At 69.4% G+C, this 22121-nt stretch carries 26 protein-coding genes; 9 read left to right on the top strand and 17 right to left on the bottom strand.

Annotated elements, in window-relative coordinates; genetic code table 11:
* The first annotated feature begins 1 nt into the window (after position 1).
* From B0293_RS20430 to B0293_RS20440, 3 genes are read left to right on the top strand one after another with little or no spacing between them, the layout of a single operon-like run.
* On the top strand, positions 2–976 hold the full coding sequence (locus B0293_RS20430; RefSeq protein ID WP_005149996.1) for a hypothetical protein: 975 nt from the start codon (positions 2–4) through the stop codon (positions 974–976).
* Positions 973–2160, top strand: a complete 1188-nt coding sequence (locus B0293_RS20435) for an adenylosuccinate synthetase (RefSeq protein ID WP_039915052.1) — start codon at positions 973–975, stop codon at positions 2158–2160. The genes B0293_RS20430 and B0293_RS20435 overlap by 4 nt, the downstream gene beginning before the upstream one ends.
* A complete protein-coding gene (locus tag B0293_RS20440) occupies positions 2157–2789 on the top strand; it encodes an NUDIX domain-containing protein (RefSeq protein WP_005149993.1) in 633 nt (210 codons plus the stop codon). Before B0293_RS20435 ends, B0293_RS20440 begins: the two co-directional genes overlap by 4 nt.
* Positions 2790–2794: 5 nt before the next feature.
* Here the strand turns inward: B0293_RS20440 and B0293_RS20445 are convergent, their stop codons facing one another.
* From B0293_RS20445 to B0293_RS20455, 3 genes are all read right to left on the bottom strand, one after another.
* Positions 2795–3553, bottom strand: a complete 759-nt coding sequence (locus tag B0293_RS20445; protein WP_005149992.1) for a D-Ala-D-Ala carboxypeptidase family metallohydrolase — start codon at positions 3551–3553, stop codon at positions 2795–2797.
* Positions 3554–3975: 422 nt separating this feature from the next.
* Positions 3976–5679, bottom strand: coding sequence for an AMP-binding protein (locus B0293_RS20450; RefSeq protein ID WP_005149989.1), 1704 nt, complete (start codon positions 5677–5679; stop codon positions 3976–3978).
* Between the two features lie 37 nt (positions 5680–5716).
* Positions 5717–6559, bottom strand: coding sequence for a crotonase/enoyl-CoA hydratase family protein (locus tag B0293_RS20455; protein ID WP_005149986.1), 843 nt, complete (start codon positions 6557–6559; stop codon positions 5717–5719).
* Positions 6560–6690: 131 nt separating this feature from the next.
* Between B0293_RS20455 and B0293_RS20460 the strand changes: the two genes are divergently transcribed.
* Both B0293_RS20460 and B0293_RS20465 read left to right on the top strand, forming a co-directional pair.
* Positions 6691–7578, top strand: a complete 888-nt coding sequence (locus B0293_RS20460; RefSeq protein WP_005149984.1) for an alpha/beta fold hydrolase — start codon at positions 6691–6693, stop codon at positions 7576–7578.
* On the top strand, positions 7568–8128 hold the full coding sequence (locus tag B0293_RS20465) for a GNAT family N-acetyltransferase (RefSeq protein ID WP_005149982.1): 561 nt from the start codon (positions 7568–7570) through the stop codon (positions 8126–8128). The genes B0293_RS20460 and B0293_RS20465 overlap by 11 nt, the downstream gene beginning before the upstream one ends.
* Here the strand turns inward: B0293_RS20465 and cobA are convergent.
* The 6 genes from cobA to rpmB form a co-directional block, all read right to left on the bottom strand.
* Positions 8098–9333, bottom strand: coding sequence for a uroporphyrinogen-III C-methyltransferase (gene cobA / locus B0293_RS20470; RefSeq protein WP_005149977.1), 1236 nt, complete (start codon positions 9331–9333; stop codon positions 8098–8100). The two genes, B0293_RS20465 and cobA, sit on opposite strands and share 31 nt — an antisense overlap.
* A gap of 54 nt (positions 9334–9387) precedes the next feature.
* Positions 9388–9795: an ankyrin repeat domain-containing protein gene (locus tag B0293_RS20475; RefSeq protein WP_005149971.1), complete on the bottom strand. Its 408-nt coding sequence runs from the start codon at positions 9793–9795 to the stop codon at positions 9388–9390.
* A gap of 64 nt (positions 9796–9859) precedes the next feature.
* The gene (rpsR, locus tag B0293_RS20480; RefSeq protein WP_005149968.1) at positions 9860–10108 is read right to left on the bottom strand and encodes a 30S ribosomal protein S18; all 249 of its coding nucleotides are present in this window, start codon (positions 10106–10108) and stop codon (positions 9860–9862) included.
* Positions 10105–10410, bottom strand: coding sequence for a 30S ribosomal protein S14 (gene rpsN, locus B0293_RS20485; protein ID WP_005149962.1), 306 nt, complete (start codon positions 10408–10410; stop codon positions 10105–10107). The genes rpsR and rpsN overlap by 4 nt, the downstream gene beginning before the upstream one ends.
* Positions 10410–10577 carry a 50S ribosomal protein L33 gene (rpmG, locus tag B0293_RS20490; RefSeq protein WP_005149953.1) on the bottom strand — a complete coding sequence of 56 codons (168 nt, stop codon included), beginning with the start codon at positions 10575–10577 and terminating at the stop codon, positions 10410–10412. The genes rpsN and rpmG overlap by 1 nt, the downstream gene beginning before the upstream one ends.
* Complete coding sequence (rpmB, locus tag B0293_RS20495; RefSeq protein ID WP_005149951.1) at positions 10577–10813, bottom strand: 50S ribosomal protein L28; 237 nt, start codon at positions 10811–10813, stop codon at positions 10577–10579. The genes rpmG and rpmB overlap by 1 nt, the downstream gene beginning before the upstream one ends.
* Positions 10814–10897: 84 nt before the next feature.
* On the opposite strand from rpmB, the gene mrf reads away from it, so the two are divergent.
* Genes mrf through B0293_RS20515 form a run of 4 tightly spaced genes read left to right on the top strand, consistent with a single transcriptional unit; the run spans position 10898 to position 13633 of the window.
* A complete protein-coding gene (gene mrf / locus B0293_RS20500; protein ID WP_005149947.1) occupies positions 10898–12151 on the top strand; it encodes a ribosome hibernation factor-recruiting GTPase MRF in 1254 nt (417 codons plus the stop codon).
* Positions 12148–12405, top strand: coding sequence for a type B 50S ribosomal protein L31 (locus B0293_RS20505; RefSeq protein WP_005149945.1), 258 nt, complete (start codon positions 12148–12150; stop codon positions 12403–12405). Before mrf ends, B0293_RS20505 begins: the two co-directional genes overlap by 4 nt.
* Complete coding sequence (rpmF, locus tag B0293_RS20510; RefSeq protein WP_005149940.1) at positions 12405–12563, top strand: 50S ribosomal protein L32; 159 nt, start codon at positions 12405–12407, stop codon at positions 12561–12563. The genes B0293_RS20505 and rpmF overlap by 1 nt, the downstream gene beginning before the upstream one ends.
* On the top strand, positions 12560–13633 hold the full coding sequence (locus B0293_RS20515; RefSeq protein WP_005149938.1) for a GTP-binding protein: 1074 nt from the start codon (positions 12560–12562) through the stop codon (positions 13631–13633). Before rpmF ends, B0293_RS20515 begins: the two co-directional genes overlap by 4 nt.
* An 80-nt stretch (positions 13634–13713) precedes the next feature.
* On the opposite strand, the gene B0293_RS20520 is transcribed toward B0293_RS20515, so the two are convergent.
* From B0293_RS20520 to B0293_RS20555, 8 genes are all read right to left on the bottom strand, one after another.
* Positions 13714–14400 (bottom strand): DUF899 domain-containing protein, encoded by a 687-nt coding sequence (locus B0293_RS20520; RefSeq protein ID WP_005149935.1) that lies wholly within the window; start codon positions 14398–14400, stop codon positions 13714–13716.
* Positions 14397–14726, bottom strand: a complete 330-nt coding sequence (locus tag B0293_RS20525) for an ArsR/SmtB family transcription factor (RefSeq protein WP_005149934.1) — start codon at positions 14724–14726, stop codon at positions 14397–14399. Before B0293_RS20525 ends, B0293_RS20520 begins: the two co-directional genes overlap by 4 nt.
* Positions 14716–15147: an SRPBCC domain-containing protein gene (locus tag B0293_RS20530; RefSeq protein ID WP_005149932.1), complete on the bottom strand. Its 432-nt coding sequence runs from the start codon at positions 15145–15147 to the stop codon at positions 14716–14718. Before B0293_RS20530 ends, B0293_RS20525 begins: the two co-directional genes overlap by 11 nt.
* Before the next feature lie 75 nt (positions 15148–15222).
* Positions 15223–16623, bottom strand: coding sequence for a pyridoxal phosphate-dependent decarboxylase family protein (locus B0293_RS20535; protein ID WP_005149928.1), 1401 nt, complete (start codon positions 16621–16623; stop codon positions 15223–15225).
* The gene (locus B0293_RS20540; protein ID WP_005149926.1) at positions 16620–17924 is read right to left on the bottom strand and encodes an MFS transporter; all 1305 of its coding nucleotides are present in this window, start codon (positions 17922–17924) and stop codon (positions 16620–16622) included. Before B0293_RS20540 ends, B0293_RS20535 begins: the two co-directional genes overlap by 4 nt.
* 34 nt (positions 17925–17958) lie before the next feature.
* Positions 17959–18918, bottom strand: coding sequence for a sphingomyelin phosphodiesterase (locus B0293_RS20545; RefSeq protein WP_005149923.1), 960 nt, complete (start codon positions 18916–18918; stop codon positions 17959–17961).
* 17 nt (positions 18919–18935) lie between these two features.
* On the bottom strand, positions 18936–20951 hold the full coding sequence (locus tag B0293_RS20550; RefSeq protein WP_005149922.1) for a neutral/alkaline ceramidase: 2016 nt from the start codon (positions 20949–20951) through the stop codon (positions 18936–18938).
* A 132-nt stretch (positions 20952–21083) separates the two neighbouring features.
* Complete coding sequence (locus tag B0293_RS20555) at positions 21084–22109, bottom strand: LLM class F420-dependent oxidoreductase (protein WP_005149921.1); 1026 nt, start codon at positions 22107–22109, stop codon at positions 21084–21086.
* Positions 22110–22121 lie beyond the last annotated feature (12 nt).

Raw genomic sequence — 22121 nt, forward strand, 5'->3', positions numbered from 1 at the left:
CATGGGACACGGACACTGGGACGACAACGCCTACGCCGCCGCGAAGACCTTCCGCGCGGCCAAGGGCGAAGACGACTTCGGCTACAGCGCCGACCTCCGCGCCAAACCCGCGAAAGACTGGAAGGCTGCGGCCGCGCTCGACCCGAAGAACGCCGTCCGGGAATGCCGGGATTCGGCCGACCACAGCGATTCGACGCCGATCGCGGTGCTGTTCGACGTCACCGGCTCGATGCGCCGGGTACCGCGGATCATGCAGGGCAAGCTCGGCAAACTGCACGGCCTGCTGAAGCGCCGGGGGTACCTGGCCGACCCGCAGGTGCTGTTCGGCGCGATCGGCGACGCCGACAGCGACCGGGTCCCGTTGCAGGTCGGGCAGTTCGAATCGGACAACCGGATGGACGAGCAGCTGCGCACGATCTTCCTCGAAGGCGGTGGTGGCGGGCAGAAGAGCGAGTCCTACGAACTGGCCGCCTATTTCATGGCCCGGCACGTGGTCACCGACGCGTGGCAGAACCGCGGCCGCAAGGGCTACCTGTTCCTCATCGGCGACGAGCTGAACAAGCCGGCGCTGGAGGCCCGCCACATCCGCCGGGTGATCGGCGACGACGTGCGGGAGGACATCGACCCCGCGTCGGTGTACCGGGAACTGGCCCGCAAGTGGAACGTCTACTTCGTCCTGCCGAACCAGTCCTCGTACTACAACGACCCGGAGATCGGCGAGCACTGGAGCGGCCTGCTCGGCCAGAACTTCCTCAAGCTCGACGACCCCGGCGCGGTGTGCGAGCTGATCGCGGCCACGATCGGGCTGGAGGAACGGGTCGTCGACGTCGACCGGGCGCTCGCCGACCTCGCGGACGTCGGCTCGGTCGCCGAGAGCGAGGCGGTCGGCAAGGCGCTGGCGACACTGGGCACCAAATCGGTCGTCACCTCGGCGGTGCCCGAGCCGGGCGGTCCGAACGACGTGGTACTGCGGTGAGCCTCCTGGACGGACACGTGGTGGTGGTCGGGCTCGGGTTCGGCGACGAGGGCAAGGGGGCCGTGGTCGACGCGCTCTGCGCCGCCCGGCCCACCACCGCCGTCGTCCGCTTCAACGGGGGCGCGCAGGCGGCGCACAACGTCGTCGTGGACGGACGCCACCACACCTTCAGCCAGTTCGGGGCGGGCACGTTCGCCGGCGTGCCCACCCACCTGTCCCGGTTCGTGCTGGTCGAGCCGTTCGCGCTGGCGGCGGAAGCGCGGCGGCTCGAAGGGATCGGCGTCCGGAATCCGCTTTCGCTGCTGAGCGTGGACGGCCGGGCCCTGCTCACGACGCCGTTCCACATCCACGCCAACCGGGCCAGGGAGGAGGCCCGCGGCGTGGATCGGCACGGCTCGTGCGGGAAGGGCATCGGCGAGACCGTCTGGTACTCGCTGCTGCCCGGAGCCGTGCCGGGCGAGGTGGTGGAGCACCAGGAGGTGATCGGGACGCCGGGGGAAGCGCCCACGGTCGCCGACTGCGCCCGGCCGTCGGTGCTGCGGCGCAAACTGGACGCGCTCGCGCGGTTCTACGCGCCGCTCGCCACACCGTCGCACAGCGTGGACGAGCTGGTGGCGCTGTACCGCGATTTCGCGGGCGCGGTGCGGATCACCGACGAGGACGAAACGGGACGGCTCGCGGACGCCGGACGGCTGGTTTTCGAGGGAGCGCAGGGGGTTCTCCTCGACCAGCACCACGGCTTCCACCCGCACACGACCTGGTCGACGACCACCCCGCACAACGCCCGCGCACTGCTGGGTGCACGTCCGCATGCCGTTCTGGGGGTCACGCGGACCTATCTCACCCGGCACGGCGCGGGGCCGCTTCCCAGCGAGTCCGCCGCCGTCCTCGCCCGCTTTCCCGAGGTACACAACGAAACCGGCGAGTTCCAGGGCGCCTGGCGGGCGGGCCATCTCGACGAAGCGCTGCTGGACTACGCGATCGCGGCCTGCGACGGCGTGGACGCGCTCGCGGTGACCCACCTCGACGCGACGGGCTTGCGGGTCGTGAGCGGTGGCGACACCGTCGACCTGTCGGATCCTCTGGCGTGGTTCGGCGCGAGGCTTCCGGTGGCAGTCGCCGGGTACGGCCCGCGCAGGGCGGGTTACCGCGTCGGCGAGGCAAGGTCGACAATCTACGCGTGATCGAGTCGACGCCGGTGTCCGTGGACGTGCTCGTGGTGCGGTTCGACCCCGGCACCCGCACGGTGCTGCTAGGAATCGCGCCACGAGCCGCCGAGCCGTTCGCGGGAGAACTCGCCCTGCCCGGAGTGCTGCTCGGGCTGGGTGAGCGATTGCGGGACGCGGCGGGCCGGGCGGCCGTCACCAAACTCGGGTTGCCGCCCGACGCGCTCTCGGCGACGGGACAGCTCGCCACGTTCGACGAGCCGAATCGTGACCCCCGGGGCCCGACGCTGTCGGTCGCCTTGTGGGCCACGACGTCCCCCGCGCTCGACGATCCGGGGAACGTCGTGTGGACGCCGTTGGCCGAAGTGCCGCCGCTGGCGTTCGACCACGACCGGATCGTGGCGGACTGCCGTCCGCTGCTGGCCGACAAACTGTGGCGGGACGTCGCGTTCACGGCCGGGCTGCTGGGGCCGATCTTCACCACGGCGCAGGCGCTGGACGCGACCGAGGCGCTGACCGGGGACCGCCCCTATCCGGCCAATCTGGGCCGGACGATGGAGCGGGTCCCCGGGTTACGGCGTACGACGGAACACGCGGCCGCCCTCCCCAAGGGAGGACGGCCGCCGTCCTTGTGGCGCTGGGAGTGACGAGGTCAGATCCCGCAGGCCGAAGCCGACCAGAACCGGCTGGACCGGTGGGCGACGTGCGTGTGATCGCTGTGACCGGGGTAGCCCGGCCCGAGGATCTCACTGAACCCGTGATTGCGGGCCTGCTTCGCCAGCCCGCAGAAGCCCTGCGAGCCCGCCCCGAGGTCGACCGCGTCGCCGTAGAGATGCCTGCTGTTAGTCGCGCCGCCGACGGCGTTGTTGCAAGCGACGCTGCGGAAGCCGCCGTTCACGGTGATCGGCCGGTCACCCATGGCGTGCCGCATCGCCTGCAGCTTCCACATCGACACCAACGCGTTGGCCTTCGCCGTCGCGCCTGAGACGTTGCCGCCCGACCAGTCGGAGTTGCACCGGTTCAGTTCGGCGAAGGTGAAGTTGACCGGCGAGCAGTCGTCGTCCTGCAACGCGTAGATCTTCGTGAACGTGGCCGATCCGGCGATGCCGTCCGCGCCCAGCCCGTACGCCTGCTGGAAGCGGGTGACCGCGGCCTTGGTGCCCGCGCCGAACTGGCCGTCGATGGCGAGCACGCCACCGTAGCCGGGATAACCGGCGACCCGGATCTGCAACTGCCGGACGTCCTCACCGGACGCGCCCTCGGACAACGTGCGTCCCCAGCTGTAGCAGGCGTCGGCGGCGGACACGTCGCCCGCCGTCACCGGGCCTGGATCGGCGGCGGCCGGGGTGGCCACCGCGGTACCGAGGCCGGCCACGAGGGCGAGCATCGGCAGGAGAAAACGAATGCGCATGACAGGAACACCTTTCAAGGCAGGGAAGGTGAGACCCGTGACCCCCACGGGTTGTCAACGATTCACTGCCCGGGATGCTAACGCGGTTCCTGCTACCGCGCTGTGGGTCGTTCGACCCACAGCGCTCCGCACGCGAGTCCGTGAAGGCCTCCTTCCCTACTTTCAGGGTAGGGAAGGAGGCCTTCACGGACAGGCGAGTGTCGTGTGCGTACGGGCTGACAGCCACCGGCCGCGCGGGGTGTTGTGAAAGCCACTTTCGCAACGTTGAAGGTTGCGAAAGTGGCTTTCGCGACACCGCCACCCCGCTTTGCCTTACTTCCCCAGAAAACAGCCCTCGTCAGCCGATGCCGGTACATGAAGGCCCCTTTGCTTGCGCCTGGCGCAAGCAAAGGGGCCTTCATGTACCTCAGCTGGGAAGAACGTCAGGCTTTCAGCTGCGGGAAGTCCTCCTCGCGGAACTCCCCCGCCGGGCGCTCGGCGGCGTCGTTCTCGCGTCCGCGGAGTTCGACGCGCCGGATCTTGCCGGAGATCGTCTTCGGCAGCTCCGTGAACTCCAGCCGCCGGATCCGTTTGTACGGGGCCAAATGTTCCCGGGCGAAGGCCAGGATGGACACCGCGGTCTCGGCCGTGGGCTCGTGCCCGTTCGTGAGGACGACGTACGCCTTCGGCACCGCGAGCCGGATCGGGTCGGGCGCGGGGACCACGGCGGCTTCGGCGACGGCCTCGTGTTCCAGCAGGACGCTTTCCAGTTCGAACGGCGAGATCCGGTAATCCGACGCCTTGAAGACGTCGTCCGTGCGGCCGACGTAGGTGATGTAGCCGCGTTCGTCGATCGAGCCGACGTCCCCGGTGTGGTAGAAGCCGTTTGCGAAGGCCGCGGCGGATCGCTCGTCGTCGTCCGCGTAGCCGGTCATGAGCCCGACCGGTCGCTTGTCGAGGTCGAGGCAGATCTCGCCCTCCTGCGCGCGCTCGCCGGTGACGGGGTCCACGAGCGCGACGGCGAATCCGGGCAGCGGACGGCCCATCGAGCCCGGCACGACGTCCTGGCCGGGAGTGTTCGCGATCTGGACGCTGCTCTCGGTCTGCCCGAAGCCGTCGCGAATCGTGACTCCCCAAGCCTTTTCGACCTGGTCGATCACTTCGGGGTTCAGCGGTTCGCCCGCGCCGACCACCTTGACCGGCGGGGTCTTCAGGACGGTCAGATCCGCCTGGATGAGCATCCGCCACACCGTCGGCGGAGCGCAGAAACTGGTGATGCCGCATCGCTGCATCTGCGCCATCAGGGCGACCGCGTCGAAGCGCGCGTAGTTGTAGAGGAACACCGTCGCCTCGGCGTTCCACGGGGCGAAAACGTTGCTCCACGCGTGTTTCGCCCAGCCCGGCGAGGAAATGTTGAGGTGGACGTCGCCTGGTTCGAGGCCGATCCAGTACATTGTGGACAGATGACCGACGGGGTACGAGACCTGCGTGTGCTGCACCAGTTTCGGCTTCGCGGTCGTACCGGAGGTGAAGTACAGCAGGAGCGGGTCTTCCGCCGCCGTCGGGCCGTCGGGCGTGAAGTCCTCCGCCTCCTCGTAGGCGTCCACGAAGGACCGCCAGCCCTCGACCGGTTCGCCGACCGTGATCCGCGTGTAGTCGCCTTCGACGTTCTCGAACTTGTGCGCGTCGGCGGAGCGGATCACGACGTGCTTCGCGGCGCCCCGCTCGACCCGGTCGGTGAGGTCCGCCGGGCCGAGCAGGGTCGAAGCCGGGATGATGACCGCGCCCAGTTTGATCGCGGCGAGGATGGTCTGCCAGAGCTCGCCCTGGTTGCCCAGCATCAGGATCAGCCGGTCGCCCCGGGAGACGCCGAGCGAGCGTAGCCAGTTCGCGACCTGGTTGGACCGGCGCGCCATCTCCGGATAGGTCCAGCGGTTCTCGATGCCGTCCTCTTCGACGATCCAGAGCGCGTACCGCTCCTGGTTGGCCGGATCGGCGGCGATGACGTCGAACCAGTCCAGCGCCCAGTTGAACTCGGCGGGCCGGGGCCAGGTGAAGTCTCGATAGGCGGTGTCGTAGTCCTCGCGATGGGCCTGCAGATAGTCCCGTGCCTCGCGGAACGTGCGGTATGCCTCCGAAGCGCTCACGATCGTCCTCCTGGTCCTGGTTGGCCGCCGGTTCTTTCTACTCTCCCTTGAACTCGGGCGCGCGCCGCTCGAGGAACGCCTGCACGGCCTCGCCGAGGTCCTTGCTGGGCAGGAACGCCGCGTTCCAGGCCGAGACGTAGCGCAGGCCTTCCGCGACCTGGCGTTCGGTGTTGGCCGAAAGGACGTTCTTGGTGCCGTGGACGACCAGCGGCGGGTTGGTGGCGATCTCCGCCGCCATCTTGCGCGCCTCCGCGAGCACGGTGTCCTGGTCCGCGTAGACGTCGTTGACCAGACCGATCTTCTCCGCGCGGGCGGCGTCGATGTCCTTGCCGGTGTAGGCCAGCTCTCGCAGGTGTCCTTCGCCGATGATCGGCGCGAGCCGCTGCAGGCTGCCGAGGTCGGCCACGATCGCGACCTTGACCTCGCGCACGCTGAACTTCGCGTCCTCGCTCGCCAGGCGGATGTCCGCGGCCGCGATCACGTCGACGCCGCCGCCGATGCACCAGCCGGAAATCGCCGCGATGACCGGTTTGCGGCATTCCGCGATCGAGGACACGCTCGCCTGGAGGGTCTTGACCTCGTCGAGGAACTTCGTCCGCGGGCCCGCGAGCGCGTCGCCGCCGAGCATCTCGCCCCAGCTGGGCATCATCGCGGGCAGATCGAGCCCGTAGGAGAAGTGCTTGCCGCTCCCGGTCAGCACGACCGCCCTGACCTGGGGGTCCGCGTCGAGCGCGCGGAAGACGATCGGCAGCTCACGCCAGAAATCGGGGCCCATCGCGTTGCCCTTGGACGGGCCGAGCAGGGTCACTTCGGCGACGTGCCCGTCGATCTCCACCTTGAGCGAAACGAGATCGGGAAGACTGTCAGCTGTAGCGGTCATGAGGTCATCTTGACTCATGTGATTGACAGGCTGCCAACGGCCACTGTGCCACGGTGGTCACAAGATGCTTTCCTGGTACCAGCGAGTACTACCGGTGAATACCGACGACGATCGACGAAGGACGGTGGGACATGAGCCCGGCCAGCAGCGCCACCGCGGTCGCCGACCTGCCCGCACTCATCCCCGGGCTGCGGCGCGAGCGATCCTCCCGGCCGATCGAGCTCTCGGGGTCTTTCACCCATGAGGGTCACCGGCTCGCCTACACCGAGTTCGGCTCCGGCGACCGGGTCGTCGTGCTCACCCACGGCATCATGCTGACCAGGCGGATGCACGCGCCCCTCGCCCGCAGGCTGGCCCGGGCGGGCTTCCGGGCCGTGACCCTCGACCTGCTCGGGCACGGCGATTCGGACCGGCCCACCGACTCGTGGCTGTACTCCATGCCCGCGTTCGCGGAACAGACCGTCGCGCTGCTCGACCACCTGGACATCGACGCCGCCGTCATCGGCGGGACGTCGCTGGGTGCCAACGTCGCGCTCGAAGTGGGCGTCTCCGCGCCGGAACGCGCGCTCGGCCTGGTCGTCGAGATGCCAGTGCTGGACAACGCGATCGTCGCCGGGCTGATCACCTTCGCGCCGCTGCTCATGGCCGCTCGGTTCCTGCCGGTGACCGTGCAGGGGGTGGCGCTGGCGGCGAAGCTCGTGCCGCACGGCAACCAGTGGGTCGACGTCGTCACCGACACGCTGTCGCAACAGCCCGCGCCGATGGCCGCGCTCCTGCACGGCGTGCTCTTCGGCCGGATCGCGCCACCCAAATCGGTCCGGCGGACCATCGAGACCCCGGCGCTGGTCATCGGGCACGAGGGCGACCCGATCCATCCCTTCGGCGACGCCGACACGCTGGCCGAGGACATGCCGGCCGCCGAGTTCGTCCAGGCCCGCAGCCCGGTCGAGCTGCGCTTCGACCCGACCCGCCTGACCGACGCCATCACCGACTTCTCGGCGCGGTGCCATGACCGCTGAGCCGGCGCCGACCCGCGACACGGGCGCCGAGGAGTTGCGGACCGGGCGCCTGCTCCTGCGCCGTCCCGGGCCCGAAGACCTCGACGCGATCTTCGCCCTCCACACCGATCCGGAGGCCTGCTCGCACAACCCTTCGGACCTGCTGGAAACGCGCAAGGACGCTGACCTGCTGCTGCTCCGCTGGACGCACCAGTGGAACCGGTACGGCTTCGGGTACTGGACCGTCCGGCGGCACGACTCGGCGGAGGCGCTGGGCTTCTGCGGGGTGAAGATCGTCGGTTTCCGGCGCGGCCCGGTCTTGAACCTCTTCTACCGGTTCTTCCCGTCCTCCTGGGGTTCCGGGTACGCCAGTGAGGCCGCCGGCGCGGCGGTGGACTGGGCGCGCACCCACCGGCCGGACGACCTCGTGATCGCCCGCGTCCGGCCGGAGAACCTCGCGTCGCAGCGGGTCGCGCTCAGGGCGGGCCTGGTCCGGGCCCCGCACCTCGACACGACCGGCGACGACGGGACCGACTGGCTCTACGTCTCCGGCAACGACCACGAGGGCTGAGCCAGCCCCGCGACCGGCCCGAAGACGATCACCGCGGGCGGCCGCACACCCGCCGCGGCGGCGTCCTCGACGACGCTGTCCAAAGTGGAGCGAAGGACCCGCTGGGTGCGCATCGTGCCGTCCTCGACGATCGCCACCGGCGTGTCCCCGGGCCGCCCCTCCAGCAGTGCCTTGGTGAACAGCGGGAGCCGCTCGACACCCATCATCAGCACGATCGTGCCGCGCATCTTCGCCAGCAGTTCCCAGTCCACCAGCGACTTCTCGTCGTCCGGCGCGACGTGACCGGACACCACCACGACCTCGTGGGCGACCCCGCGATGGGTCACCGGGACGTCCGCGGCGGCGGGCACGGAGAAGGCGCTCGTGATGCCGGGGACCATCGTCACCGGGATGCCCGCTTCGGCGCAGGCGAGGACCTCTTCGAAGCCGCGGCCGAAGAGGTACGGGTCGCCGCCCTTGAGCCGCACGACGAACTTGCCCGCCTTGGCCCGGTCGATCAGCGTGGAGTTGATCACCTCCTGGCTGGCGGCGCGGCCATACGGGATCTTCGCGGCGTCGACGATCTCGACCTCGGGCGAGAGTTCGTCGAGCAGTTCGCGCGGGGCCAGCCGGTCGGCGACGACGACGTCGGCCCTGGCGAGGAGACGGCGGCCGCGGACGGTGATCAGTTCCGGGTCGCCGGGGCCACCGCCCACGAGCGCGACGCCGGGGAGGTCGTCACGCGCGTCCGGCACGCGGCCGTCGGCGACGGTGCCGGCCCGGAGGCCGTCGAGGATGCTGTCCCGGACCGACGCCGATCGCAGCGGCTCGCCGCCGGAGAGGACGCCGACCAGCAGTCCGCCGTGCCTGCCCGACGCCGGGGTGACCGCGCTGCCGAGGTCACCGTCGTCGGCGCGGACGCAGAAGACCCGCGCGCGTTCGGCCTCGGCGCAGACGGCGGCGTTGACTTCGGGATCGTTCGTGCAGGCCAGCGCGTACCAGGCGTCAGTGAGGTCACCCTCGGTGTAGCGGCGTTCGTGCCAGACGATCTCCCCGGCGTCGGCCATGGCGCTCACCGACGGCGTCGTGTGCGGCGAGACCAGTTCGACCCGCGCGCCCGCGCCGATCAGCCGCGGCAGGCGGCGCTGGGCGACCGTCCCGCCGCCGATCATCACGACACGACGGCCTGCCAGATCGAGGCCGGAGAGGTAATGCGGGTCATCCATGCGGGGCAGTGTAAGGATTCAGCGGCCCGGACCGCGATCCGAGTGAGCACCGCCTCAGCCTTGGAGCAGCGCCAGCAGCTCGGTGTTGCCGAACATCTTGGCCGCGTCGATCGCCGACGGCTCCCCCGCCGTCGCGTCCGCACCGCCCTTGAGGAGCGTCTTCACGACCTCGGGTTCGTTCTTGAAGACCGCCCCGGCGAGCGGACTCTGGCCACGGTCGTTCTCGCGGTTCGCGTCGGCGCCGCGTTCGAGCAGCGCCGCCACGGTCTCCGCGTGCCCGTGATAGGCCGCGAGCATGACCAGGGTGTCGCCCCGGTCGTTGGTCAGATTCGCCGGGATGCCCGCGTCGACGTAGGCGATGATCTCCGCCGTCGCCCCCGAGCGGGCGAAACCGAACACCTTCGCCCACAGCTCCAGCAGTTCGGGATCGATTTCCTCGGCCTGTCCGGGGTTCTCCGTCATACGGCCGATTCTTCCACGCCGAACCACGGTCCGGGCGGGGTGTCGCACCGCCCGGACCGGCGGTTCAGCGGCCCGCGTTGGGGTAGGGCAGCAACGCCATCTCGCGGGCGTTCTTGATCGCCGTGGCGACCTGTTTCTGCTGCTGGGGCGTGAGCCCGGTGACCCGGCGGGCGCGGATCTTGCCGCGATCGGAGATGAACTTCCGCAGCAGATCCGCGTCCTTCCAGTCGACCTCGGTGATCTTGTTGGCGTGCAACAGGTTCGTCTTGCGCTTGGCGGGGTGGTCCCGGTTCGGCTTGCCCATCCCGCTCACCAGCTCGACTTCGTGACGCCGGGCAGTTCGCCGTTGTGCGCCATCTGCCGCATCCGGACCCGGGAGAGCCCGAACTTCCGCAGGTAGCCGCGCGGGCGGCCGTCGGCGGTGTCGCGGTTGCGGATCCGGGTCGCGCTGGCGTCGCGCGGCATCGCCTGGAGGGCCGACACCGCGGCCGCCTTCTCCCCGGGCGACGCGGACGGCGAGGCGATGGTGGCCTTCAGCTCACGACGTCGTTCGACGTAGCGGGCGGCGATGACCTTGCGCTGCTCGTTCTTGGCGATCTTCGACTTCTTCGCCATCAGCGCTCCTCCTTGAACTCGACGTGCTTGCGCGCGACCGGGTCGTATTTGCGCAGCACCATGCGGTCCGGGTCGTTCCGACGGTTCTTCTTCGTGACGTAGGTGTAGCCGGTGCCCGCCGTCGAGCGGAGCTTGATGATCGGCCGGATGTCGGTGCTCTTGGCCATCAGAGCTTCACCCCTTTCGCGCGGAGTTCGGCCACGACGGCCTCGATCCCGCGCTTGTCGATGGTCTTCATGCCCTTCACCGAGACCCGCAGCCGGACCCAGCGCCCTTCGCTCGGCACGAAGTACCGCTTGGCCTGCAAGTTCGGCTCCCAGCGCCGGGACGTGCGCCGATGCGAATGCGACACCTGCTTCCCGTAACCCGGTTTGCGGCCGGTGACCTGGCACACGGCGGACATACACCCTCCCAAGTTGATATCGGTTGTCGTTTTCATTTACTGTACACAGCCGAACCCGAACGCCCTCGACGCCCCGGAGCTGCAGTGACCGACAACCCCCGTGTGCCCCTCGTCCTGATCAGTGGCCTCGCACCGGGACCGAACGCCGACCTCGCCGAGCGGCTGCGCTCGGCCGAACCCGGCACCGCCGTCGTGCACCACGACCTGAGGCAGATTCACTCCGGAGTGGTCAGGCGGCGGATCCGGCTCGGCGACCGCGACCAGCTGACGGTCCTCGAACTCGCGCACGGCTGCGTCTCGTGCACGCTGCGCGAAGACCTCCTGCCACTGCTGCGCAAGCTGTCCCAGATGCCGCAGGTGCGGCGGATCGTGGTGCGGCTCGACGAGGCCATGGAGCCCGAGCCGGTCAGCTGGGCGCTGCACCACGTCCTCGTCGGCGAGCGGCCGGTGATCGAGGACGTCGACCTGCGAGCCGCGCTGACCGTCGTCGACTGCGCCGGCTGGCTGGCCGACAGCACCGGCGACGACACCCTCGCCGAACGGGACCTGCGGGCGAGCCCCGAGGACGAGCGCACGGTCGCCCAGGTCGCGTTGTCCCAGGTCGAGTTCGCCGACCTGCTCGTCCTCGCCGGCGCGGCGACGGACGCTTGGTCGGCGGCGAAGGCGTCGGCCGTGCTCGACCGGGTCGCGCCGTCGATCCCGCGGGTCGAACTGTCCGAAGTGGACGGGAAGACCGTGCTCGACGCCGTTCCCGCCGACGCGCGACGCGGCGAGGTCACCGACATGCACGGACCGCTGCTGCGCGGGGAACCGCCGCTGCACACCGACTGCGGAATCGGGCTGCTCACCTTCACCTCGCAGCGCCCGTTCCACCCGGAGCGCCTCCACGACGCGATCGACGTCCTGCTCGACGGCGTCGTCCGCACCCGGGGGCGGCTGTGGGTGGCGAGCCAGCCGGATATGGCGCTGTGGATCGAGTCCGCGGGCGGCGGTCTCGGCGTCGGACACGCAGGAGCATGGCTCGCGGCCCCCGGCGGACCGGACTGGGCCGACGTCTCCCCCGAGCGCCGCACGCTCGCCTCCCTGCGCTGGGACCCGACGTTCGGCGACCGCGCGCAGGAACTGGTCGTCGTCACCGATCAGGCCACGCCCGAGGAGATCGAAGCGGCCCTGAACGGGGCGCTGCTGACCGAGGACGAACTCGCCGCCGGTGAACGGGAATGGCTCCGCTACCCGGATCCGTTCGGCGAGTGGCACGAAGAACCGTGTGAGGACACGGAAACCGACCCCGAGAAGCACGACGTGAACGTGTCGAACCGAAAGGACGAAACGCAGTGAAACCCGGAATCCACCCCGACTACCACCCTGTGGTGTTCAAGGACCTCTCCACCGGGGACGCCTTCCTGACGCGGTCCACCGCGACGTCGGAGCAGACCATCGAGTGGACCGACGGCAACACCTATCCGGTGGTGAACGTCGAGATCAGCTCGTGGTCGCATCCGTTCTGGACCGGCAACCAGCGGATCATGGACAGCGCCGGCCAGGTCGAGAAGTTCCACCGCCGCTACGGCCGTCGGGGAGGTTCGAAGTAATGGCGGTCCCGAAGCGGAAGATGTCGCGCAGCAACACCCGGTCCCGGCGGTCACAGTGGAAGGCGGCCGTGCCGGATCTGGTGCCGATCAAGGTGAACGGCGAGACGAAGCTCGTGCCGCGCAAGCTGATGAAACACTTCCATCAAGGTGGAGAGTGACGACGCCGGTCACGGTGCTGTCCGGGTTCCTCGGCGCGGGCAAGACGACCGTGCTCAACCACGTCCTCGCCAACCGCGAAGGGCAGCGGGTGGCGGTGATCGTGAACGACATGAGCGAGGTCAACATCGACGCCGCGCTGGTGCGGGACGGGAACAGCCTGTCCCGCACCGAGGAACGGCTCGTCGAGATGACCAACGGGTGCATCTGCTGCACCCTGCGCGACGACCTGCTCGAAGAGGTCTCGCGGCTCTGCGCGGACGGCCGGTTCGACTACCTGCTCATCGAATCGAGCGGGATCTCCGAGCCGATGCCCGTGGCGGCCACGTTCTCCTTTTTGGACTCCGCGCGGCTCGACACGATGGTGACGGTGGTCGACGCGGTCAACTTCGAGCGGGAACTGGCGGCCGGGGACGCGCTCACCGAACGCGGGCTGGACCAGTACGAGGACGATTCCCGCACCGTGAGCGACCTGCTGATGGACCAGATCGAGTTCGCCGACGTGCTTCTGCTCAACAAGGCGGACCTAGTCCCGGCCGACTCGCTCGAACGACTCACAGCGGTGCTGCGGCGGCTCAACCCGGCCGCCGAGGTCGTCGTCTCGACGCACGGCAGGGTGCCTCTCGACAAGCTGCTCGGCACCGGGCGCTACGACGTCGAACGGGCAAAGGAGGCACCCGGCTGGGTGGCCGAGCTCAACGGCGACCACGTCCCGGAGACCGAGGAGTACGGGATCTCCAGCGTGGTCTTCCGCGCGTCGCTCGCCTTCGATCCGGAGCGGTTGTGGGACTTCCTCGGCAGGCTCGACTCCGGGGAGTTCGGGACGGTGCTGCGGTCGAAGGGGTTCTTCTCGCTGACGTCGCGGCCCGGGGTGACCGGGTTGTGGTCGCAGGCCGGGTCGGTCGCGCGGTTCGAGCCACAGGGCGTCGAGGAGACGCCGCGGCAGGAGCTGGTGTTCATCGGGGTCGGGCTGGAGAAGGACGCGCTGGTGGACTCGCTGCGGTCTTGCCTGGCCACCGGTTTCGCCGGTGCGGATCCGTTCCCCGAATGGGAAGCCGTCCACACTCACTGACGGCGGCCTCGTCCCTCTCGCACGATGACCCGAGCGCCACGCTTGAGACGGTGAGCGTCCCCAGCGTGGCGCTCGGGGCGTCAGCAGCAGCCGCCGGAGGGAGCGGCACCGTAGGAGTCGTGCCAGTTCCACCACTCGTACGGCGGGCTCTGCGGATAGCCCTCCGGCGAGTCCTCCCACTCCTCCTGCCGCCCCAGCGCGGTGATGTCGAGGTAGCTCCACGTGCCGCCCATGACCTCGTCACCGCGGTTGTTGATGAAGTACGTCCGGAACACCTGGTCGCCTTCGCGGATGAAGGCGTTGGTGCCGTGCCATTCATCCACCCCGAAGTCGACGTCGAAATCGCCGGTGATCGTGTACCAGGGCATCGTCCAGTCCATCCGCGCCTTCAGCCGCGCGATGTCCGGTTGCGTGCCCCGCGAGGCGAAGGCCAGGGTGGTGTCGCGGGCGTTCAGGTGGGCGACATGGGCGACCTGATCGGCCACCAGCGAACAGCCTTTGCAGGCGTGGTCGGGGAAACCTTCGACGCCGGGATCGAAGAAGGCCCGGTAGACGATCAGCTGACGGCGTCCCTCGAAGAGGTCGAGCAGGTTCACCGGCCCGGACGGACCTTCGAACTCGTACGGCTTTTCGACCGCGACCCACGGCATCCGCCGCCGCTCGGCCGCGAGCGCGTCCCGGGCGCGGGTCAGCTCCTTTTCCTTGACCAGCAAGCGAAGCCGGGCTTCTTCCCATTCGGACGGGGAGACCTTCTTGACGTTCATCATCCCTCCAGATGCTCTTTGAGAGCCGTGAGCGGCCCGTCCCAATCGCGGGCGAGCGCGGCGAGGAACTGCTGGGCGACCTGCATCGGGGCCGAGCGCAGCCGGTAGCGGACGCGGCGCCGCTCCCCTTGCTCCGGGCTCACCAGCCCGGCGTCGGTGAGCAGCGCCAGGTGTTTGGCGATGGCCTGCCGCGTGATGGGCAGCCGGTCCGCGAGGTCGGTCGCCGTGGCCGGGCCGCCCGAGGCGAGGGTGGCGAGGATGCTCCGCCTGCTCGGGTCGGCCAGTGCGACGAAGACCTGTTCGGCGATCGCTTCGATGTCAGACGGCATCGAGGTATTCGATCAGTTCGCCCAGCTCGGCCGCCCACCCCTTCGTGTTCCCCTCGAACGCGACGCTGTGGAGTTCGTCCGGCAGCTGGGAGAAACCGGTCTCGACGACGGTGAGCCGGGTGCCTTCGCCGTCCGGGACGAGGGTGAACTCGACGTAGGTGCGACGAGGGTCGTCGTCGGGCAGGCCGTAGATGTTCCAGGTGAAGCCGAAGATCTTCGGCTCCTCGACGCGTTCCACGCGCATGGTCGCCTGATGCCCCTCGTCCCATTTCATCTCGGCGTCGCCGCCGGGCCGCAGGTCGATGCTCGCCTGGTTCCCGAACCAGGTGCCCAGGCCCTCGGACGTGGTCAGCGCGGCCCACACCTTCGCGGGCGGATGGGCGATCTCGACGGTGCGTTCGATGCGGTCGGGGAATCCCATGACAGCCTCCTCAAGTAGCAATCAATCGGTTGCTATAACTTTGTATAGCAACCGGTCGATTGCGTCAAGGCCGGTTCAGGAAGCCGTGTACAGCGCGCCGAGGAACTCCAGCAACAGCCGTTCCCGCAACGGACCGGGTGCCGTGGCGAGCAAGGCGTTGATCTCCGCCATCCGGGTGGGCAGGCCCGCTTCGCCGCCAAGACCCGCCGCGGCCAGCAAGCCGGCGAACTGCTCCGGCGTCAAGGTCGCGGGGTCCAGCGCGGCGACGAACTCGGCCACCTGCGGGTCGACGACGACGGGTCCGGATTCCCGCGCCGCCTCGACCGACGCGGCGAGATCGGCCAGGAACTCCGTCTCACTCCCCCGGTTCGCGGCCGTCACGGTCAGGTGCAGGTTGGCGGGCGACGACTCGTGGGCGAACTGCGGCTGGACGTACCAGCCGCGCTCCCGCATCTCGTCGGCCACGGTGAACAGGTCGAAGCCGGCGTCGGCGTCCACGGTGAACGCGAGCAGCGTCGACACCGGATCACCGAGGACCCGCAGCCCTTCGAGGGCCTCGACCCCGGCGCGGATCTCCACCGCGGCCTCGCGCGCGGCCGCGGCCAGCTTCGCGTAACCCTCGTCGCCGACGTGGCGTACGACCGCCCAAGCCGCGGCGAGCGGACCACCCGAACGTGTGCTCTGGAGCGTGGTGTTCAGCATCGTGTAGCCGGGCCAGTCCGCGCTGGCGAAGTACTGCGATCGGCGCAGCCCGGCGTCGGCGTGCAGGAGAACCGACACACCTTTCGGGCAGTACGCGTACTTGTGCAGGTCCACGGACACGCTGGTGACGCCGGGGACGTCGAAGCCGAACGGACCGCCATCCAGGTACGGCAGCACCCACCCGCCGATACAGGCATCGACGTGGAACCGGACGCCGTCGAGCAGCGCCGCGATCTCCGCGACCGGGTCGAGGACGCCGTGGGCGTACGACGGGGCGCTCGCCACGACGAGGACCGTGCTGTCGTCGACGGCGGCGGCCATCGCCTCGGGCACGGCGCGGAAGGTCACCGGGTCGACCGGCACCGGAACCGCGCGGACGCCGAAGAAATGCGCCGCCTTGTGGAAAGCGGCGTGCGCCGTAGTGGGCAGCACGATGGTCGGCGAAGACACGTCGGGACGCGCGTCGCGGGCGGCCAGAACGGCGAGCATGCACGACTCCGTGCCGCCCGAGGTCACCGAACCGACTGTTTCCGCCGTCCCGCCGAGCAGGCGCGCGGCGGTACCGACGAGGTCGTTCTCCATCCGCAGCAGGCTGGGGAACGCCGTCGGGTCGAGGCCGTTGGCCGACGACGCCAGTGCGTGCGCCACCGCCCCGAGTTCGTCCACTTCGGACAGTCCGCTGTCGTAGACGTAGGCGAGCGTCCGGCCGCCGTGTGTCGGCAGGTCGCCCGCGCGCAGTTCCCGCAACTCCGCCAGGACGTCCTCGGCGGTCACGACCGGCGCTCCAGTACCGACTTCCGCAGCAGCGGGATACCGAACAGGATCAGCACCGCCGGGAGGATCGACGCGCCGAGCAGGATCGCCGTGAGCGCGCTGTCCGGCTGCGCGGCGCCCGGGGCGAGGCTGGCCTGGTAGCCGCCGAATTGCAGGACCAGGCCCCAGATACCCGGGCCGAGCGCGAGTCCCAGCGTCTCCGACGCCGTCCAGACCCCGGCCGCGACGCCCGCCCTGGTTTCCCCGGTCCGCTCTTCCTCGTCGCTGATCAGGTCCGGCAGGATCGCCAGCGGGAACACCGAGATCCCCGCGTAACCGACCCCACAGAAGGCGACGAACACCATCGTGACGGGGAGCCCGAACAGCTTGGCGCCCAGCAGGCCGAGGAGACCGATGCCGAACGCGGCGGTGGCGAGCCGGAACCCGACCAGCTTCCCCACGCTCGCGCCGAGTTTCGGCCACAGCGGCATGGTCAGCAGCGCCGGGCCGACGAAGCCGACGAACAGCAGCGTCGAGTAGCCGGAGCTGCCGAGGATCCGCTCGGCGAAGTACGGGATCGCGGCCAGCACCGTGCCGATGCCGAGCGCCTGGACGAAGTAGACCCCGAGCAGCCAGCGGAACGGCCGCCACTGCGCGAGCGTCCGGAGCAGTTCGCGCGGGCTCACCGTGTTCGGCCGCAACGCGCCGACCGGAGCGTCCTTCAGCCCGAAGTACACGCCGAGGGTCGCCAGCAGGATGATCACGGCGATGAACACGCCCATGACGCGGTAGCCCGCGATGCCGCCGACCGCCTCGGTGATCGCGGGCGCGCCGCCGCCGCAGATCAGGATGGCGACCGCGAGGAAGCCGATCCGGATGCTGGTCAGTTTCGTGCGTTCGTCAGCCGAGTCGGTCAGCTCGGCGGGCAGTGCGTTGAACGGCACCTGGAAGAAGGCGTACGCGGTGGCGCACAACAGGAACACGACGACGACGTAGATCGCGTCGGGCACCGGGCCGCCGAAGCCGGGATGCGCGAACAGGGCCGCGAAGAGGATCGAGACGCCGATACCGCCGAAGAGCAGGAAGCGGCGTCGGCTGCCGGTGCGGACCATGTCCGCGTCCGACAGCCTGCCCGCGATCGGGTTGAACAGCACGTCCCAGGCCTTGGGCACGAACACGATCACCCCGGCGACGCCCGCCGCGACGCCCATCGTGTCGGTCAGGTACTTCAGGAGGAGCAGGCCGGGAACCGTGCCGAAGGGGCCGGTGACGAACGAGCCGAGCGAGTAGCGGTACCTCGTCCGTGCTGGCAGGACTGCCATGATCCTCCTCGAGGCGATTCTCCCGATGAAGGCCTCAGTATTGGATCTTGGCCACCACCGGGTAGTGGTCGGAGGGAATCGTGCCACCGTCGTAATGCACGAGCTGTACCGGGCCGACAGCGGCGAGTGGACGCCCGCCCGCGCGCACGGCGCCGACGTAGTCCAGCGAGTCGCGGTAGGTCGCCGGAACGGACTTCGCGGCGTTCGGGTTCGTCGCCGCGTCGAAGGTGTAGGCGCCTTCGCCGGTCGTGCGGAGGACGCCGCCGAGGAAGGCTTCACCCTGCTGGACCTGGGTCCGGCCGAGGGAGTCCTTGCGCCCCTGTCCGGCCCAGTACTCGATGTTCAGGTCACCGGCGATGACGACCGGCTCCGCCGCCGGCGCGTATTTCGTGACCAGGTCCCGGATCTCGCCGAGCTGCGCCATCCGGACGTCGTGCGCCTTCGGCAGCGTCTCCGATCCCTCGTCGGCCTGCATGTGGGTGCCCGCGATCCAGACCGGCTTGCCGTTCACGACCAGCCGGGCGAGCGCGGCTCCCTTGTTGGACAGGTAGTCCGCGGTGCCCGAGTAGGAATTGCGGAAGACCAGCTGGTGCTGCTCGGTCACCGGCGCCTTGCTCAGCACGGTGACGCCGCCGTTCACCACGACGGGCGAATTCGAGCAGTTCCCGTTCACCGTGGTCCAGCCGGATGACGTGTTGCAATACTGGCCGACCAGCGGCGTCTGGTACGGCCAGACGTCCTTCAGGCGGTTCCGCATCTCCTCGGCTTGGGCGCTGAACGCCTCGTCGAGGACGACGACGTCGGCGTTGTTCGCGCGGATGACGTCTTCGGCGGCGCGCGCCCTGGCCTGCTTGTCCGCGGTGTTCGGGTTGGCGATCCAGGGCAGCTGCCAGATGTTGAACGCCATGACCTTGACCGAGACCGCCGCTTGGGCGGGCACGGCGGTTCCGGCGAACAAGGCGGCGGCGATGGCGACTACGGCGAGCTTCCGCACGAAAGACCTTTCCGGTGTCAGGAGACGACGAACGTCCGAGAGGTTCCGCTGAACGCGGAGATCGCCCCGTTCCAGCCGTTCTTCCAGTTGCCGAAGTGGACCACGCGATATTTGCCGATCGGGGCGTTCGCGGGGATCTTCCAGTGGACGACGGCTTTCGATTCGGCGACGAAGGTCCTTGCCCAGTGGTACTTCGTGTCCCAGTCGCCGTCGTCGGCGTACCGGACCCACTTGCCGTCGACCAGCCGCTGGATCTCCAGGAACGTGCCACCGCGCCGGAGGTCGTTCTTCGGGTGCCCGGTGACGAACTCGACCGCGACCTGCTCGCCGCGCGCGTAGGTGCTCTTCGCGTCGACCGTGACGTCACCGAAGTTCTTGAACGCGGGTGCGCTGTCGAAGACGACGCCGGGCTGGAAGTTGATCAGCTTGCCGCGAAGGTCTCGCGGTGTCGGCCCGTGCGCGACGGTCTTCCCTGCCTTCATCGCGGCCGCGAGTTTGGCGAATTCCTGCTGATACGCCGGAAGCGTGTAGCGGCCGTAGAGGGTCGACGCGCCTTCGTACTGCTGCGAGTCGTACTCCTCGGGCGTGGTGACGTACTGGCTGTAGGCGTTGGAGTAGCCCTGGACGAGCACGTTCTCCAGCGGGACGCCGAGTTCGGCGGCGACGGTGCGGCGCAGGCGAAGCCCGGACACGATGGTCAGCTCGGCGGGCACGGCCACGAGGTGCAGCTGTCCGATCCGGACGATCTGCAGCGGCAGGACCTCCGGCGTCCACGGATACGGCTTCATCGCGCCGAACGGCACCGCGATCACCTTCGGCGCGTGCGCGTCGGCGAGCGCCTGCGGGATCGGCGCGTCGATGCCGCCGAGCCAGTCGATGAACGGGTTCTTCACGCCTTCCGGAAGCGGCAGGCCGGGCCCGTCCTCGCGACTGCCCGCGAGCATCGACACCCCGATCGCGGCGGTGCAGGTGTGCTGCGGCCGCCCGTTCGGGGTGTACTTCGCGTCGATGGCCACATCGGACATGTCCACGTAGCACATCCGGTGGTCGACGCCGCCGGTCACGGCTTCCGCCGCCGCGTCGAAAGCGCTCTTCGCCGCGCGGAACTGGAGGTCGCCGATGGTGCGGGTGTTCTCGAACTCCGTCTCCGGCGTCCCCGGTGAAAGGTTCAGGTTCGGGCTCATGTCGCCGGTGTTGGTCTGCGGGAACGCGGCGACGAACCGCGGGTTCCCGTCGAGGTAGCGCACGCCGGCGTGGTCGTGCTCCCACTCGTAGGCGGCGTAACCCTTGTTGTCACCGCTGATCAGGTGGTTGCCGTTGCTCATCGACGTCCCGTGCGTGGCGAACCAGCTGATCGCGCCGATGTCGACGCCGTTCTGGCTGAACCGCAGCACCGTGACGGCCGGGTCGATCGCCTGCGGGAAGTGGTCCTTGTCGGCCTGCGGGTTCAGGTCGAAGGCCTTGCGGGAGCGGTTGACGCTCGCCTTGGTCAGTTCCGCGCGGCCGAGCCGGATCGATCCGGGCGCGAGGTTCGCGTGCGCCCGGCTGATGGCCTCGAAGATCCCGTCGACGACGGCGTCGTAGACGGGCTGCTGAAAGCCGAGGATCGCCAGATCGTAGGCGGCGTAGTGGGAATCCCCGCCGCACGCGGAGTGGGTGTGCGTGGCGTTGAGGAGCACGTTCTGCTCGGTGTAGAGGTCGCCGTACGCGGCCTGGAGCTTGCGCATGACGCCCTGGTGGACCGACTGGAACAACGCGCCGAGGTCGGCGGTGACGAAGGCGATCCGCTTGGCGCCGTCGTCGACCACGAAGGCCCGCGCCCGGGTGCGGAGGTGGATGCCGGCGGTCTGCTGCTGCGGCATCGAGTAGCCCATCATGCCGTTTTCGGCGGCCGGGCCGGTGACGTCGGAGATACCTGCTCCGACGCGGAATCCCTTGGCCGGCGCCGCTTGCGCTTGCTGGGCGCCGAGCACACTCGCCGCGACGGGCAACGCCGCCGCGCCCGCGAGAACCCGCCTCCGGCTCACCGTCATGAGTCGCACCTCCCGGCCACGAACATGAACCGACTTCATGTTCGTGGCCGGGACGCTACGTGATGGGCCTCACCCCCGCAACCCACGAACGCATTCAGAGGACTAAATGCGGTGAACCCGGGAACGCCGCACCTACGAGAGGGTTTCGGCGACCTTCGTGAGGGTGGCGGCATCGCCCCGCAGAAGCAGCGTCGTCACCACGGTCTCCTCCCACTTGGCCAGCTCGTCCCGGATCTTTTCCGGCGGTCCGATCAGCGAGGTGTCCTCGACCAGCGACGTCGGGATCGCGGCGGTCGCCTCGTCCTTCCGGCCCGCCAGGTACAGCTCCTGGACCTTGTCCGCGACGTCCTCGTATCCCATCCGGGCGAAGACGTCGTGGTGGAAGTTGACCGATTTCGCGCCCATACCGCCGATGTAGAGCGCCAGCGACGGCTTGATCCAGCTCGCGGCCTCCTCGACGTCGTCGTGGACGAGCACCGGGACGGACGCGGCGACCTCGAAGTCGTCGAACCCGCGCCGGGCACCGGGCCGCGAGAAACCCTCCTGCAACGCCGTCCGGTAGAACGCGTCGCTCTTGGGCGAGAAGAACAGCGGGAGCCAGCCGTCGCAGATCTCCGCCGACAGCGCGACGTTCTTCGGCCCTTCGGCGGCGAGGAAGATCGGGATCTCCTTGCGGAACGGGTGCACCGTGGACTTCAGCGCCTTCCCCAACCCCGTCCCGCCTTGCAGCGGCAGCTGGAAATGCTGCCCGTCGTGGGTCACCGGCGCCTCGCGCGCGACGACCTTCCGCACGATGTCGACGTACTCGCGGGTGCGCGCCAGCGGCTTCGGGTACGGCTGCCCGTACCAGCCCTCGACCACCTGCGGCCCGGACGCGCCGAGCCCGAGCACGAACCGGCCGCCGGACAGGTGGTCCAGGGTCAGCGCGTGCATGCCCGTCGCGGTCGGGGTGCGCGCCGACATCTGGACGATGTTGGTGCCGAGCTTGATCCGGCTCGTCGACGCGCCCCACCAGGCGAGCGGCGTGAACGCGTCGGAACCGTAGCCCTCGGCGGTCCACACGGAGTCGAAGCCGAGTTCTTCGGCGCGCAGCACCGCGTCCAGCGCGCCTTCGGGCGGGGCGGAGGACCAGTAACCGAGGTGGTAACCAAGCTTCATCGACACTCCTGA

It is taken from the genome of Amycolatopsis azurea DSM 43854, from assembly GCF_001995215.1.
Classification (GTDB): Bacteria; Actinomycetota; Actinomycetes; order Mycobacteriales; family Pseudonocardiaceae; genus Amycolatopsis; species Amycolatopsis azurea.

Excerpts from the sequence above, each read along its gene's own strand:
- rpmB (WP_005149951.1), bottom strand. The coding sequence starts at position 10,813 with ATGTCCGCCGTGTGCCAGGTCACCGGCCGCAAACCGGGTTACGGGAAG.
- rpmF (WP_005149940.1), top strand. The coding sequence starts at position 12,405 with ATGGCGGTCCCGAAGCGGAAGATGTCGCGCAGCAACACCCGGTCCCGG.
- cobA (WP_005149977.1), bottom strand. The coding sequence starts at position 9,333 with ATGGATGACCCGCATTACCTCTCCGGCCTCGATCTGGCAGGCCGTCGT.
- B0293_RS20540 (WP_005149926.1), bottom strand. The coding sequence starts at position 17,924 with ATGGCAGTCCTGCCAGCACGGACGAGGTACCGCTACTCGCTCGGCTCG.
- B0293_RS20460 (WP_005149984.1), top strand. The coding sequence starts at position 6,691 with ATGAGCCCGGCCAGCAGCGCCACCGCGGTCGCCGACCTGCCCGCACTC.
- B0293_RS20525 (WP_005149934.1), bottom strand. The coding sequence starts at position 14,726 with ATGCCGTCTGACATCGAAGCGATCGCCGAACAGGTCTTCGTCGCACTG.
- B0293_RS20520 (WP_005149935.1), bottom strand. The coding sequence starts at position 14,400 with ATGATGAACGTCAAGAAGGTCTCCCCGTCCGAATGGGAAGAAGCCCGG.
- B0293_RS20555 (WP_005149921.1), bottom strand. The coding sequence starts at position 22,109 with ATGAAGCTTGGTTACCACCTCGGTTACTGGTCCTCCGCCCCGCCCGAA.
- B0293_RS20430 (WP_005149996.1), top strand. The coding sequence starts at position 2 with ATGGGACACGGACACTGGGACGACAACGCCTACGCCGCCGCGAAGACC.
- B0293_RS20530 (WP_005149932.1), bottom strand. The coding sequence starts at position 15,147 with ATGGGATTCCCCGACCGCATCGAACGCACCGTCGAGATCGCCCATCCG.
- rpmG (WP_005149953.1), bottom strand. The coding sequence starts at position 10,577 with ATGGCCAAGAGCACCGACATCCGGCCGATCATCAAGCTCCGCTCGACG.
- B0293_RS20455 (WP_005149986.1), bottom strand. The coding sequence starts at position 6,559 with ATGACCGCTACAGCTGACAGTCTTCCCGATCTCGTTTCGCTCAAGGTG.
- B0293_RS20465 (WP_005149982.1), top strand. The coding sequence starts at position 7,568 with ATGACCGCTGAGCCGGCGCCGACCCGCGACACGGGCGCCGAGGAGTTG.
- B0293_RS20445 (WP_005149992.1), bottom strand. The coding sequence starts at position 3,553 with ATGCGCATTCGTTTTCTCCTGCCGATGCTCGCCCTCGTGGCCGGCCTC.
- B0293_RS20475 (WP_005149971.1), bottom strand. The coding sequence starts at position 9,795 with ATGACGGAGAACCCCGGACAGGCCGAGGAAATCGATCCCGAACTGCTG.
- B0293_RS20550 (WP_005149922.1), bottom strand. The coding sequence starts at position 20,951 with ATGACGGTGAGCCGGAGGCGGGTTCTCGCGGGCGCGGCGGCGTTGCCC.
- rpsN (WP_005149962.1), bottom strand. The coding sequence starts at position 10,410 with ATGGCGAAGAAGTCGAAGATCGCCAAGAACGAGCAGCGCAAGGTCATC.